The sequence below is a fragment of the Hominimerdicola alba genome (assembly GCF_900112155.1).
GTDB classification, from domain to species: domain Bacteria; phylum Bacillota; class Clostridia; order Oscillospirales; family Ruminococcaceae; genus Hominimerdicola; species Hominimerdicola alba_D.
The window spans coordinates 47906-61445 of sequence record NZ_FOKQ01000008.1 but is presented as its reverse complement, the minus strand read 5'-3'; the positions used below and the strand labels follow the sequence as shown (position 1 = coordinate 61445).

Annotated in this window: 13 protein-coding genes; all 13 read right to left on the bottom strand. The window is 45.7% G+C overall.

Features of this window, described 5'->3' with window-relative positions:
- Nucleotides 1–7: 7 nt before the first annotated feature.
- The 13 genes from rimO to rpiB all read right to left on the bottom strand — a co-directional run bounded on the left by rimO (nucleotide 8) and on the right by rpiB (nucleotide 13502).
- Nucleotides 8–1339 (bottom strand): 30S ribosomal protein S12 methylthiotransferase RimO, encoded by a 1332-nt coding sequence (gene rimO / locus BM265_RS06270; protein WP_074960704.1) that lies wholly within the window; start codon nucleotides 1337–1339, stop codon nucleotides 8–10.
- Between the two features lie 94 nt (nucleotides 1340–1433).
- Complete coding sequence (locus BM265_RS06265; RefSeq protein WP_074960703.1) at nucleotides 1434–1838, bottom strand: hypothetical protein; 405 nt, start codon at nucleotides 1836–1838, stop codon at nucleotides 1434–1436.
- Between the two features lie 3 nt (nucleotides 1839–1841).
- Nucleotides 1842–2477, bottom strand: a complete 636-nt coding sequence (locus BM265_RS06260; protein WP_074960702.1) for a regulatory protein RecX — start codon at nucleotides 2475–2477, stop codon at nucleotides 1842–1844.
- Between the two features lie 3 nt (nucleotides 2478–2480).
- On the bottom strand, nucleotides 2481–3686 hold the full coding sequence (gene recA, locus BM265_RS06255; protein WP_143098684.1) for a recombinase RecA: 1206 nt from the start codon (nucleotides 3684–3686) through the stop codon (nucleotides 2481–2483).
- 139 nt (nucleotides 3687–3825) lie between these two features.
- The gene (locus tag BM265_RS06250) at nucleotides 3826–4212 is read right to left on the bottom strand and encodes a hypothetical protein (RefSeq protein ID WP_074960701.1); all 387 of its coding nucleotides are present in this window, start codon (nucleotides 4210–4212) and stop codon (nucleotides 3826–3828) included.
- Between the two features lie 127 nt (nucleotides 4213–4339).
- Nucleotides 4340–4996, bottom strand: coding sequence for a leucine-rich repeat domain-containing protein (locus BM265_RS06245; protein ID WP_074960700.1), 657 nt, complete (start codon nucleotides 4994–4996; stop codon nucleotides 4340–4342).
- Nucleotides 4993–5844 carry a peptide chain release factor N(5)-glutamine methyltransferase gene (gene prmC / locus BM265_RS06240; protein ID WP_081358382.1) on the bottom strand — a complete coding sequence of 284 codons (852 nt, stop codon included), beginning with the start codon at nucleotides 5842–5844 and terminating at the stop codon, nucleotides 4993–4995. The genes BM265_RS06245 and prmC overlap by 4 nt, the downstream gene beginning before the upstream one ends.
- Nucleotides 5841–6806 (bottom strand): DUF1385 domain-containing protein, encoded by a 966-nt coding sequence (locus BM265_RS06235; RefSeq protein WP_074960698.1) that lies wholly within the window; start codon nucleotides 6804–6806, stop codon nucleotides 5841–5843. The genes prmC and BM265_RS06235 overlap by 4 nt, the downstream gene beginning before the upstream one ends.
- Nucleotides 6796–8322, bottom strand: a complete 1527-nt coding sequence (locus BM265_RS06230) for a HAMP domain-containing sensor histidine kinase (protein WP_074960697.1) — start codon at nucleotides 8320–8322, stop codon at nucleotides 6796–6798. Before BM265_RS06230 ends, BM265_RS06235 begins: the two co-directional genes overlap by 11 nt.
- A gap of 16 nt (nucleotides 8323–8338) precedes the next feature.
- Nucleotides 8339–9043 (bottom strand): response regulator transcription factor, encoded by a 705-nt coding sequence (locus BM265_RS06225; protein ID WP_024856350.1) that lies wholly within the window; start codon nucleotides 9041–9043, stop codon nucleotides 8339–8341.
- 45 nt (nucleotides 9044–9088) lie between these two features.
- Complete coding sequence (locus tag BM265_RS06220) at nucleotides 9089–10453, bottom strand: hypothetical protein (protein WP_074960696.1); 1365 nt, start codon at nucleotides 10451–10453, stop codon at nucleotides 9089–9091.
- A gap of 147 nt (nucleotides 10454–10600) precedes the next feature.
- Nucleotides 10601–12841 (bottom strand): GH25 family lysozyme, encoded by a 2241-nt coding sequence (locus BM265_RS06215; RefSeq protein WP_074960695.1) that lies wholly within the window; start codon nucleotides 12839–12841, stop codon nucleotides 10601–10603.
- A gap of 220 nt (nucleotides 12842–13061) precedes the next feature.
- A complete protein-coding gene (gene rpiB, locus BM265_RS06210) occupies nucleotides 13062–13502 on the bottom strand; it encodes a ribose 5-phosphate isomerase B (RefSeq protein ID WP_074960694.1) in 441 nt (146 codons plus the stop codon).
- Nucleotides 13503–13540 lie beyond the last annotated feature (38 nt).

Sequence of the window (13540 nt, the reverse complement as noted above, 5' to 3'; positions counted from 1 at the left end):
GCCCTCCTTATTCCGTTACAGTTCCCAGCAGATCATAATCAAGTGTATCAAATAACTCAACCTTGACATACTGTCCCACTGCGACTTTTTTCTCGGAGGTAAAGAATACCTTTCCGTCTATCTCGGGCGCATCTGCTGCACCTCTGCCGAAATAGCACTCTGCGTAACGGTCAAAGCCTTCGCATACTATCTCGACTGTCTTGCCAAGCTGAGCCTGATTGTATCTTTCAGTCACCAGCATCTGCTCCTGCATGATGATATCGGCGCGTCTGTTTCTTGTAACTTCATCAACCTGATCGGGCATGGAATAAGCCTTAGTGCCCTCTTCGGGAGAATAAGCAAAGCAGCCCAGTCTCTCAAATCCAACATTCTTCACAAACTCGCAAAGTTCCTCAAACTGAGCTTCGGTCTCACCGGGGAATCCAGCTATGAGGGTAGTCCTCAGCACGATATCAGGGATCCTTGCCCTGAGCTTCTGTATAAGTTCCAGCAGAAATGCTTCGTCACCTGCACGGTTCATTCTCTTCAAAACATCACCGTTGCAGTGCTGGATAGGCATATCTATATACTTGACCAGCTTATCCTCGGTCGCAAGAACATCGATGAACTCATCGCTGATGCGCTCAGGATAGCTGTAAAGTGTTCTTATCCATTTAAAACCATCTATCTCACAGAGCTTTTTCAGCAGTTCGGGAAGCATAGACTTTCCGTAGATATCCTCGCCGTAGCGTGTTGTATCCTGTGCTATGACTACAAGCTCGGTAACGCCGTGTTCAGCCAGCCACTTTGCTTCTTCAAGGATATCTTCCATTTTTCTGCTGCGGAATTTACCTCTTATTGCAGGTATAGCACAGTAGGTACAGCAGTTGGAGCAACCCTCTGCTATTTTAAGATATGCAAAGAAAGGCTCGGTGGATATCAGTCTTCCGCCCTCAAGAGGAAGATCAGTCTTGCTGCCGTATGCACAAACACTTTCTTCGGTACGGTAAAGATCCCTGATTATCTCGGCTATCTTGCCGTTTGAACCAAGACCCACAACAGCGTCAAGCTCGGGTATCTCCTTTTTCATCTCATCGCGGTAACGCTCAGCAAGGCAGCCGGTAGCGATAACGTGCTTTATCCTGCCCTCTTCTTTAAGGGTGCAGAATTCCAGTATCGTATCGATAGCTTCCTGTTTGGCAGATTCAATAAAACCGCAGGTATTAACGATGACCACATCAGCCAGCGCAGCGTCGCTCACAAGCTCATAGCCCTCTTTTTTAAGGTCATAAAGCATATGCTCGGCGTCAACCTGGTTTTTGGGACACCCAAGAGAAACCATTCCCACTCTTGTAGACATAAAATAAGAACTCCTATCAATTTAACATTCTGTCTGATCACATTTTTATATTATAACACCTTTTTACCCATTTGTAAAGGGCTGTAAAAATATTTTACATTAATTTACCTTCGCAGGAGATCTCTATCGACCCGTCACCCAGAAGTTCGACCATAACACCCTCACCGAGAGCGCCGTTTTTAGCTGTAACTGTGATGCTCAGAACAGTACCCTCTTCGTCCTCGTCAACAAAGGCACTGTCGATCTCCATGATATCCTCTATCTGCGCAGAAGTCAGCAGAGGGAATTTCTTCTTGTCGTACTTTCCGTCACGCTTGATTATCTCGGCAAGCTTCGACTTGTTACGCTCTACCCTGCCCAGCTTGTCAGCAATATCAGAAATATTATCCATTATGTCCTGCTGTTCTTCCATGTAAAAAAGAACCGTAACGGCCTTGCCCCATATCTCGTAAGATATCTCGAAAGCTTCCTGTTCTTCGTTGTACTTGATCTTATCCATAGTCTACTCCTCCTCGCCGTATTCTTCTTCAATGTCACGCAGTACCTCTTTTATGAGGTCATAACCATAACCATATCTTACCAGCGCATTCTTCACTCGGACGATACCTTTTTCATCATCAAGGTACCGAAGATATTTCTTCTCCACCAGTTCGTAAAGGCGGTCGTACCAGGTATTATCCTCGTCCTCGTCATAGCGGTCGAGGGCTTCATTGATCACCTCGGAGGTAAGACCTCTGTTACGCATTTCACGGAATGCCCTTGTACGCCCGAATCGCTTGACTTCAACGTAGTGCCTTGCCAGCCCCTCGGCATAGCGCCTGTCATTGACTGCGCCAAGCTCTGCCATTTTATCAACTACACGATAGCAGGTGTCCTCCGAATAATTCTTTTCAAGCTTGCGAAAAAGCTCTATATATGAATAATCCTTTACGTCCAGAAGATACAGCGCACGTTCACGTGCCTTGCGGTATTCTTCCTCCGCCTTTATATCTTCCCACGCAGACAAAGGCAGACTGATGCCTGCCTTGAGATTATATCTGCTGACGATCTCGCGGTTCAGAAACTCTGCGTCCCTGTCCTCGAATTCGATCATATACGTCCCGCCCTTGTAAAGGGAAACGTTGGTTATTTTAAGCATTTTTTATTCACCGAGACTGTCGATATCTATCGGTGCGAATTCCTCAAAATCTTCCTCGGAAGGATTCTCCGGCTCTGAAACAGCCTTGTCAGCAGTGATGCCTGCACCTGCATTGGCCTTTTCTTCAAGCTTTGACTTCTTGTCATTCTTGCCGCCAATAGATGCATTATCATCAGCCATAGCCGCCTTGATCTTTTCTTCGATCTCAGCCATGATATCGGGATGATCCAGCAGAAACTGCTTTGAATTGTCTCTGCCCTGACCCAGTTTGTAATCCTCATAGCTGAACCATGCACCGCCCTTCTTGACGATACCAAGATCAACAGCCGCATCAAGCACTTCGCCCACACGGGAGATTCCCTTGCCGTACATGATATCGAACTCACATTCCTTGAAAGGAGGAGCTACCTTGTTCTTTACGACCTTGCACTTTGTTCTGTTACCGAGAACTTCGCCGCCGTCCTTTATCTGCTCGCCGCGTCTTACCTCGATACGAACCGAAGCATAGAACTTCAGCGCACGTCCGCCGGGAGTAGTCTCGGGATTGCCATACATAACGCCGATCTTCTCACGAACCTGATTTATGAAAACGCAGGTGGTGTTGGATTTAGAAACAACACCTGTCAGCTTTCTCATAGCCTGTGACATCAGTCTTGCCAGCTGACCAACGTGGGTATCGCCCATTTCGCCGTCGATCTCAGCCTTTGTTACCATAGCCGCAACTGAGTCGATAACTATGCAGTCGATAGCGCCCGATCTTGCCAGCGCTTCAGCTATCTCCAGCGCCTGTTCACCGCTGTCAGGCTGAGAAACCAGCATACTGTCGATATCAACGCCAAGATTCTTAGCGTAAACAGGGTCGAGAGCGTGCTCAACGTCGATGAAAGCAACATCGCCGCCCATTTTCTGAGTCTCAGCGATGATATGCAGTGCAACGGTTGTCTTACCTGAAGACTCAGGTCCGTATATCTCAATGATACGTCCACGTGGAACACCGCCGATTCCCAGAGCCATATCCAGCATCATCGAACCGGTAGGTATAGCCTCAACGTCCATAGCCCTTGCGTCGCCAAGCTTCATGATAGCACCCTTGCCGAACTGCTTTTCAATGAAAGCAATGGCAGTTTCAAGCGCCTTCTTTCTTTCCTCAGCGTCCGTGATGTTGTGGACCTTAACGTCCTTTTCCTTTTTCTTCTTATCGATAGCCATATTTTTTATTTCCTTTCAAAAATCATTTTTTCGGAAATTTTTCTTTCCTGCATATATTATAACACATTAACTGTCCCTTTGTACGGACTGCAAGTAATTTTTTGCCTAATTTATGATATGCGTACCAATTTCAGTACACTTAACGTTTTCTGTACTCTTTAATGTACTCTATGCGTCTTTTTCGCCTTTCAGAACCTTTTTTCTTGTGAAAATAGTTGTCCTGAAGACTTCTTTTTCTCAACAGCGCGTGACGTACAGCCATATGTCCGCCCAGATCGGCATCTGCATCAAACAGAATACCCCAGGGTCTTTCGGGACGTTTTGCACACATGGGACAATCGGGGTCATCGCAGATATCCTCTGCCCAACTGTCACAGGCAAGACACCCAAGCGCATCATACATCGGAAAATCATAAAGTACCGCGCCACATACCTCGCATACGCGAGATGTCTCAAAAGCAAATCCCTCATTTACAAGCCTGCGAAGCTTCGCCCTGCGTTTCAGATAGTTCTTTCTGTTTTTCAAAAAGCATCACCTACGATATATACTAAACTCTATAACAAAATATGCGCCTCTAAAGCTCCCAATCGCAAAAAGTATAGCTCCTGTGAGCTTATATGCGCATTTTGCAATAGAGTTTAGTATAACTGCATTATTTTATTTCATCGGGAGACTTCGGTATAGTGCAGTTATAATGCCATTCAGCGTCCAGAAGCCCCGCATTGAAGAACTCATCACAGAAATCTATCTTAGCCTTATCATCCTCACTTCCGCCGTAGAAAACTTTCTCGGGCGCTGTACCGATGAAAGCCTTGAAGCCTATAAACTCAATACTTTTGGGGATATATACACTTTTAAGATTTTTAAGTGCAGAGGCGCTGTATTCTATCATACGTGTACAGCCCTCGGGGATGACAAGCGTTTCAATAGTATTTACAAATATTGCAGTATCGCATATCAGCTTTACGCCCTCAGGCACAAAGAACACCTTGCCCTCATATTTCGGGGGCATAAAGTACATCTCAGTCATATCCTTTGAGTAAAGTCCGCCCTCAAACAAACGGAAGTACTCATTGTCATCCTCTACGATAAAACTGCGAAGATCTTTCTTATAATCTATTATATCGCCCTCTATCGTATCGACAGGCTTGCCGTTTATCGTATTCGGGATATAAAGATCTTTTATCCCTGTGCCCGGATTCTTATAGTCGCCTATAAGCCATATGGTGCCCTCGTCTTCGATAAAGCGGACCTTTTCACCGTCACAGAGGTAGTAGTCCTTATCGGTGATTATATGTTTAGTGTTCATTTTTTTGTACCAATAACACACCTCATGATGCCGCAGGGATCTGGCTTACAGCGGACGTTCTCAAAACCGTGCTGCACCATTATCTGCATAACGTCATCTTCCTGACCCATGCCTATCTCGTATATCAGCGTACCGCCTGTTTTAAGTCTATTTTTCCATATGCGCGTAACTGCGCGGTAAAAATCCAGACCATCCTCACCGCCGTAAAGTGCTTCGCTAGGTTCGTGAGTGACTTCCCTTTGCAGATGTACCATATCTTCACCTGTAAGGTAAGGCGGATTGCAGACTATCATATCACATTCGGGGATAGCGGCAGAACAGTCCTCGTCAAGGACATCGCCCATAACGAGCTTAATTGCCGAACCGTTCATTTTGATATTCTCGCTGAGATAGTTTGCAGCCGCTTCACTTTTCTCAACGGCGAAAGCTTCCCTGCAACGTAGGTATTTTTCCAGTGCCAGAGCGATGCAGCCGCTTCCGGAACACAAATCGGCAATAACTATATCTTTCGAGTTTTTGTACTTACTAACGGCCAGCTCCACAAGAGTTTCCGTATCCTGACGCGGAATAAGCACACCTTTACCGACCTTTATCGGGATACCGTAAAACTCCCATTCCCCCAGCAGATACTGAAGAGGTTCACCATTTGCTCTCCTGCCGCAAAGTTCTTCAAACTTAGCTTTTATAGGACTTTCAGCCTGTCCGTTCAGAGCAGATTCAAATGCTCCGCTGCGAATATCCATACCCATAGCCAGACCCAGAAGTTCACTGCAATCGAAAAGCGCGTTGTCATTTCCCGCACTTTCAAGACGTTCAGCCTGCGCTTTCAGCAGTTCCCTGTAAGTCACCACTGATCGTCCTCTTTGTTCTCGGGGATAACAGCTTTCAGCGCAGCTATAGCACACTCGATCTCTTTTTCATCGGGCTCGCGTGTAGTTATGCGCTGTATCCAGAGTCCGGGTGCGGAAAATACTTTAGTAACAGCATTTGTATATTTTCCCGCCAGACGTATCAGTTCGTAAGCTATACCAGTCACCACAGGCAGAAGAGCCAGCTTGCAAAGCACTCTCATAGGCAGGCTCGCCCATGATATCCTGAAAATGGTATTCACAAAAATACTTATGAACAGCACGAGGAATATGAAGCTTGTTCCGCATCTGGGGTGGAAGCGGGTGAACTGCTTTACATTTTCTGGGGTAAGTTCTGTCTCAGCCTCATAGCAGGCGATGGTCTTGTGCTCAGCACCGTGATACTCGTAAAGGCGCTTCATATCTGGCATAAGGGAAGTAAGAGCCGTATATCCAATGAATATGCCTATCTTCAAAAAGCCCTCGATAACATTTTTTAGAACCGTGTTGAGCTCTGTACCTGCAAGCTTCTCTATCAGCTTAATCAAAGCCGATGGCACCCACATGAACAGGAACATTGCGATCACAAGTCCAATTATCATGGATATGGTGGTCACAATGGGCATAAGCTTGTCGCCCAGCTTTTCTTCCAGCCACTTTTCAAACTTGGTAGGTTCTTCCTCTTCGTCGTCGGTCATCTGCTTATCCACCGAACGTGATATGCACTTGTAGCCGTCGATCATCGAAGTCACAAAGTTGAATATACCGCGCACAAAAGGCACTTTTCTGTAGAATGGCGGATTTTTTCCGCCTTTTATCTCCCACTCATCTATATCGATAGTACCGTCAGGCATACGGTTAGCCATAGCGCCCTTGTCGATGCCGCGCATCATTACGCCCTCGATAACTGCCTGACCGCCTATCTTTGATTTGAACTTTTCCTTACCGGCATTACTGCTCATCGGTCTCTTTCCTTTCTATAGCCCCTTCGGGCTTGTCATCAGAGGATATCAGCTCCACATCTACAGTGTCGCTTTCCTCCGATCTTTCTTCCTGCTCAATACATGGCAGAGTTATCATAACAGTTGTACCAACGCCCTGTTCGCTGTCAATGGTCAGAACACCGCCGTGCCTTGAGATTATCTCATCAGCAACAGCAAGTCCTATACCCGAACCGCGGCGGGTGTGGTTTGCCTTGAAGAATTTCTGCTTAATCCTTGGAAGATCTTCCTTAGATATACCGATACCCGTATCTGATACGGATATGCAGATATCTCCGTCCTCCTCGTAAGCTTCCACCGATACCGTATCTCCCTTGTCAGAATACTTTATCGCGTTATCCACCACATTGATGAACACCTGTCTCAGTCTGTTCTTGTCACCGTAAACAAAGGGCAGCATATCTGGTTCAAAATAGTTAAGAGTTATACCCAACGCCCTTGCTCTCTCCTGATAAATGAGGACAGTCTCGCCAAGCTCCGCAAGTATGTCGATGGTATCCATCTGAAGCATAAGCCTGTTATCCTGTATACGAGAGAAATCCAGAAGCTCCTCAACCATCTGCGAAAGTCTTTCCGTCTCACTGTTTATGACGCGCATACCTTTCTTGAAGGTCTCCACATCGCCGTACATAGTTGCAACAGTTTCCGTCCAGCCCTTTATCGCTGTCAGAGGTGTTCTCAGCTCATGGGATACCGAGGATATGAACTCATTCTTCATCTGTTCGGTGTTTGAAAGCTCCTCAGCCATGTTGTTTATGGAATCGCACAGCTGACCCAGTTCGTCCTCGCTTTTTTTCTCGATACGCTTTGAGAAATCGCCCTTAGCGTACTTATGTGTAATATCAGCTATACCGCGGATAGGTATTACTATCTGCCTGATAAAATACATACCCGTGAAGAACATCAAAAGTATGATACCCATAACTATAGCAGATATCACAGCAATTATCATCACTATCTGATGATCCACGTTCTTCATGGAACTCAGCATTCTCAGAGCCTCGTAGTCACAGCCCTTAGGAGATATGACCGAGGTCACCGCCACCACCTTTTCACCTGTTGGTAGCTTGATTATCTGTGCAGCTGTGCCAGCCGCGGAAGCCTTAGCTTCGGCGTAATCGGTCATGCTGTCACTGCCTTCCAGCGAAAATCCCGAGGAAGTAACATCAACATCGCCGTCTGCGGTTATCGCCATAAGCTCGATCCTGTCCTTGTCCTCGTAGCTTTCAACTATGCTTCTTATCTCGGCATTGTAGTTGGTAGTATCTCCCGCCGAATTCATCACCGAAGTTGTTATGATATTCATTTTTGAAGTCAGGTACTGCTTTGCCGAAGTATAGTAATAGCTGCGCACTATAACTATCAGCACTATCTCCACCGCAAGCAGTATCAGCGTTACGATGCCCATGCTGTTTATCAGCCAGTGCCTTGTAATGCTTTCTCTGCCACGGTATCTCCGTTTAATATCAATGCTCAATTTCAGCAGTACCCCTTTAGCCGTTTCCGCCCGACCACTTATAGCCGAAGCCCCATATCGTCAGTATATACTTGGGATTAGAAGGCTCGTCCTCGATCTTCATGCGGATACGTCTTATATTAACGTCAACGATCTTGTCGTCGCCGTAATAGCTCTCACCCCAGATATGGTTAAGTATGCTGGATCTGTCCAGCGCTGCATTCTGATTCTTGAAGAAATACTCCATGATCTGGTATTCAACCTGAGTAAGATCGATCTGCTTATTGTTCTTGAGAACAGTCCTGCTCTTGAGATTGAGCACAAAGGGTCCAGAAGTTATGGTGGAAGCCTCCTCGGGCTTGACTGCCGAGCGGTTCACTCTTCTGCAGACAGCGTCAACTCTGGCGATAAGCTCGGATATGGAGAATGGCTTTGTGATATAATCGTCCGCACCGCTCATCAGGCAGGATATCTTATCCATTTCCTGGCTTTTTGCAGAAAGCATTATGATACCAACTGAATTGTTCTTCTCACGTATCTTCTTGCATACCTGCATACCATCGATGCCGGGCATCATTATATCAAGCAGAGCAACATCGAAGCCGCCCTCATTCTCCTCATAAGCTTTAAGAGCGTCTTCTCCGCAATTTACGTCTACAACTTCGTAGCCGCTCCTTACAAGATTTATAACAACAAACTCGCGGATGGAGTCTTCATCTTCACAAACAAGCACTTTTTTCATGTTCAAAGTTCTCCTCTCGTTTTTTAGTAAGTATAATATCGTTAATCAGCCAACGATAAAGAAATTGTTCTTGACCTCGTCGATAGTAAGTATCAGCTGTTCTCTCTTATCCTCGGGGAGCTTCACATAATAATCCAGCTGACCCTTGCTGGCGATAAGCTTATAGCCATCGTCCGCATAAGATGCGCTGTCCTTTCGGCTGACAGCCGCTATCCTCATTATCTCGGTGTTGGAGCTGTTGATATCCCCACTGTATTTGTAGAATACCAATTCAGACATATCAAGCTCTCTCTTCACAGTAACCTGATCGTTCCACCTGTTGGGGAAAGAGAAGAAATATCCGTTGGATATGGAGTAATATCCGTGATACTTCTCCGTCAGGTCAAAGAAATCCTTGTATACGTTCCAGGTTGTCATGTATACCATCTCATCGGTGACAGCATTCTCATAACCTGTCATAGGCTTTACCGATGGTATCTCAACTATGCCGTCATCATCTACATCGGTGCTGTAATAGCCCGAAGGTCTGGTACACAGCGGCAGAAGCTTCTGAGGGCTGAGCTGCATTGGATTCTGCAGGCTGGAATACCGATAGTATACTATCTCTGTCTGAAGATTTCCGTCGGTATTCATGCCGTCAATGAATATAGCCTCATGCTGCTTATTCAGCAGACCAGAGCAGGTATTGACGTAATTCACAACATTCGAGCACATATCTATGCCCTCTGTCTTGACTATCTCATTGTCCGCAGACATATCCAGAAGCGAAGCCTTTGCAGATGTAACATTTGTTTCCGCATTGGTCTGCCTCTGTATCGTGACTATCTCACGATAGCCGTCATAGTTTATATCCAGCGTATCCAGCACCGAATAAGTATCTGTACCCACACGCTTGAAATCGCCGTCATAGCAGCTGTATATCTCCAGCGCACAATCGCTGCCCGTCACAGACTGATAGCCTACCAGCACATTGTATCGGTTCTTCTCACCCATCTGGGCGATTATTACTCTGTCCACCTCTGTACCTGCGCCTGCAAGCTCTTTTACTGAGAACCATTTGCCGTTCTCATCTTTATCCAGCAGATTGACCCTTATACCGTTATCCGAGCCTGCGCCCGTGTTATACTCGTAGAATACCAGAGCTTCCTTGCCGGGCTCGCCGTCAAGATTTCCTATAACAAAAGCCGAACGGTTATCACCGTTTCTTGGATATTTCAGTGTAACGCTCCCCCCGACAGCAGCCGTCAGAGCTTCATGGATCTCGCCCTGCTCCTCGGTGAGCTTTGGAGCATTAAGAAGACCGTCAACCGTAAAGCTGAACCCCGTACAGCCGCTGAGTCCGACACTAAGCGCCGTCACAGCCGCAGCAAGGCTCAAACGAAAACAGCTCACCACATCACTTCCGATCATATCAGTTTCATTCCATACAATGTTATTATAACATATTTTCCTGCAAATGTAAAGACACCAAGGCGCAAAAATTACCCGCCGTAACAACAACGTTATACCAATAAACAAAAAGCGGCCCCGCCAAAAGCGGAGCCGCATAATTTCGTATTAACCTAACAGATCGCCAAAGTCAAAAACTTCTTTAGCGGGTCTTGAATTTTCGTCGCCTATGATGTAAAGCTGATTCGAGAACAGACCGTAGCTGACTACGTCCTTATTTCCGATATAGCCCTTGATCCTTACGCTTGCAAAATCAGCGTCTTTCAGATCACCGATCATAGCCTTTCTGCCCCTGACAGTAGAGTACAGCTCGTAACCTTTACCCTTGTCCAGGTAAACCATGTACTCATCGCAGCCATCGATCTCGTTCCAGGAGATGACAGCATAATCATCAGTCTTGCTTACCAGTGCAGCCTCGGTTACTTCGGGCAGAGAAATTATCACGCGGTTTGAAGCCTCGGTATAGAACTCCTGACCATCCTTGACATTGTAGCCCTTTACATAGAATTCGATTGCCTCGGTATCCTCGGTGCTGAAATGGCAGCCATCAACTCTGCCTACCTCAACTTCACTGCCGTCATAATCAAGCTTGTATACTACATAGCCCACAGCGTCATCGATCTTGTTCCAAGTCAGACCGTCAGCGCTTGAATCAAGTTCGATAGAACCCTTAGGCGGGTAATTTACTCCGTTGAAAGAGCAGATATTGGAGTGCTCTGTACGGAACTTCTGCCCCTCAAGCTCTATATAAGCCTGAACATAGAATTCGGCTGACTGGCTATCGTCAACATAATAATTATTTTCTTGAACAACCAGTTCACTGACCTTACCATTAAGGTACCTTGTTATGATGTAACCGTCAGCATCGGGAACTACTGTCCATACCAGTCTGTTAGCCCTGAATTCAGCATAAGGCACGTCTGAAGGAGCATTGCCTGGAAGAGCAACCTGTTCAGAAAGATCGCCGAATAGACCGTTCTTGTTGTATGCCCTTACAACGACCTTTTTCTTCTGAAGATCGCTTCCTCTTATCTCAAGGAAAGTATCAGAAGTCTTGCCGACAAGCATGGATTTTCCGTCAGTAACAGTGTATACCTCATATCCTACTGCTTCCGGAACAGCGTTCCAGCTTACAGACACCTTATCGATACCAATTCTGGTTGCTTCAACATTTTCAGGTGCCTGACGGAAGCTGTCAACCATATTTGATGTTTTACCGTAGTGCTTCTTGCCGCTGAAATAGTTATATGCTGCTACGCAGTATTTACCAGAGCTCTGACCATTAATGTCAAAACTTGTCCCTGTAACATCTGCAACAACATAAGTATCGGTACCATTATCAGAACCGTAGACTGTGTAACCGTCAGCTCCGGCAGCCTTGTTCCAGGAAAGAACGCCGTTATCGATATTCACCTTGACAGTGGATGTTGGTGAATAATCAACATCGTACATTACGTTGATATCAACACTGCCCTTGATACCGTCGATATCAGCATTGCTGGAATACTGCCACATATCGTATATGCCGCCGTAATTAAGATATGACCCATAAGCAGCGACCCAGGTCTTGTAATCATTACCCAGTTCGGGACCGTTTATCATATTAGTAAGCCAGTAATAATTTGCATATACACCAGATTCATAGCCATAAGACTCTATCCTGTTGCAGAACTCCTTACAGAGCTTTGTCTTCTGAGCCTTTGTAAGTCCTGCATGGTCGAGTCTGCCATAATCGAAGTCAACACTCTCGATATCGTAGTATACAGGGAGATCAATATCGAAGCCTTTAAGCGCTTCTGCACAGAAGTCAGCTTCCTGACGAGCCTCAGCGTAGCTGATAGCCTGGGTGTAGAAATAAATGCCTACTTTCAGACCTGCAGCCTTTGCGCCCTTGATATTCTCATAGAAACTGTTGTCCATCATAAGTGTACCGGCCGAACCGTAACCACGATAGCCCAGTCTGATTATAACATCATTAATTCCGTCTTTCTTGACTTTCTGCCAGTCAATCTTTCCCTGCCACTGTGATACATCAATAAGATATGTTCTATCCATACCGTCGAATCTGCTGTCGTGTGAAAGATAGGAACCGAAAGTACCGCATATGGTGGAAAGGTTTTCCTTTATCCTGCCTGCAGGCGAATTTCTCGCCATTCTTTCATTGATGAGATTATGCCTGTATTTCAGATAACCTGCATCCTCATTTTCATTTGCGTAAGATACCTCAAAGGTTTCACCGTCCGCGCTTATAACATCCTTGCTGACTTCATCAGCACTGGCAGTCAGGCTCATGCCCGCAAAGATAATGCCCGCGATAACTGCACCTGATGCCGCTTTGATAAATTTCATAAAATATAGACCTCCGTAAAAGTTACAGTTTATTACATAACGGTTACATTCAATGCTGTATATTATACTCGATTTCACAAAGCTTGTCAATAGAAAGAATTTTCCAAATCAATTAAAAAAATCCCAAAAACAGGATTTTTTGTAAAAAAACACCAGTTTTTGGGAGAAAGCTTTTTCAATTTAAACAAAATCAATAAACAAGTGTAATATATTTTTTACACTATACATTTTCGATAGCATGAATTTTATCAACTCTGCGCTGGTGTCTTCCGCCCTCGAAAGGAGTATCGATAAACACCTTGATTAGCTCGCAGGCAAGACCTGCACCAACAACTCTCGCGCCGATGCACAGAACATTCGCATCGTTGTGTGCCCTTGTATACTTAGCCGAGAAATAATCTGAACAGCACGCAGCCCTTATGCCCTTTACCTTGTTAGCCGCCATAGACATACCTATGCCTGTACCGCAGATAAGTACAGCAAGCTCACATTCGCCACCTGTTACCTTGGCACATACCTCCTGTGCCTTGTCAGGATAATCGCATTTTTCGCCCTCCTGAACGCCCAGATCAACATAATCTACACCTATCTCGTCCAGATAAGCCAGAACTTCTTTTTTAAGCTCAGGACCTGCATGATCGCAGCCAATTGCCAGTTTCATAATAGTTACCTCCAAATTATGGTTTCAGATACATTTGC

Coding starts and splice junctions, on each gene's coding strand:
- rimO (WP_074960704.1), bottom strand. CDS start 1,339: ATGTCTACAAGAGTGGGAATGGTTTCTCTTGGGTGTCCCAAAAACCAG.
- BM265_RS06265 (WP_074960703.1), bottom strand. CDS start 1,838: ATGGATAAGATCAAGTACAACGAAGAACAGGAAGCTTTCGAGATATCT.
- BM265_RS06260 (WP_074960702.1), bottom strand. CDS start 2,477: ATGCTTAAAATAACCAACGTTTCCCTTTACAAGGGCGGGACGTATATG.
- recA (WP_143098684.1), bottom strand. CDS start 3,686: ATGGCTATCGATAAGAAGAAAAAGGAAAAGGACGTTAAGGTCCACAAC.
- BM265_RS06245 (WP_074960700.1), bottom strand. CDS start 4,996: ATGAACACTAAACATATAATCACCGATAAGGACTACTACCTCTGTGAC.
- BM265_RS06235 (WP_074960698.1), bottom strand. CDS start 6,806: ATGAGCAGTAATGCCGGTAAGGAAAAGTTCAAATCAAAGATAGGCGGT.
- BM265_RS06225 (WP_024856350.1), bottom strand. CDS start 9,043: ATGAAAAAAGTGCTTGTTTGTGAAGATGAAGACTCCATCCGCGAGTTT.
- BM265_RS06220 (WP_074960696.1), bottom strand. CDS start 10,453: ATGATCGGAAGTGATGTGGTGAGCTGTTTTCGTTTGAGCCTTGCTGCG.
- BM265_RS06215 (WP_074960695.1), bottom strand. CDS start 12,841: ATGAAATTTATCAAAGCGGCATCAGGTGCAGTTATCGCGGGCATTATC.
- rpiB (WP_074960694.1), bottom strand. CDS start 13,502: ATGAAACTGGCAATTGGCTGCGATCATGCAGGTCCTGAGCTTAAAAAA.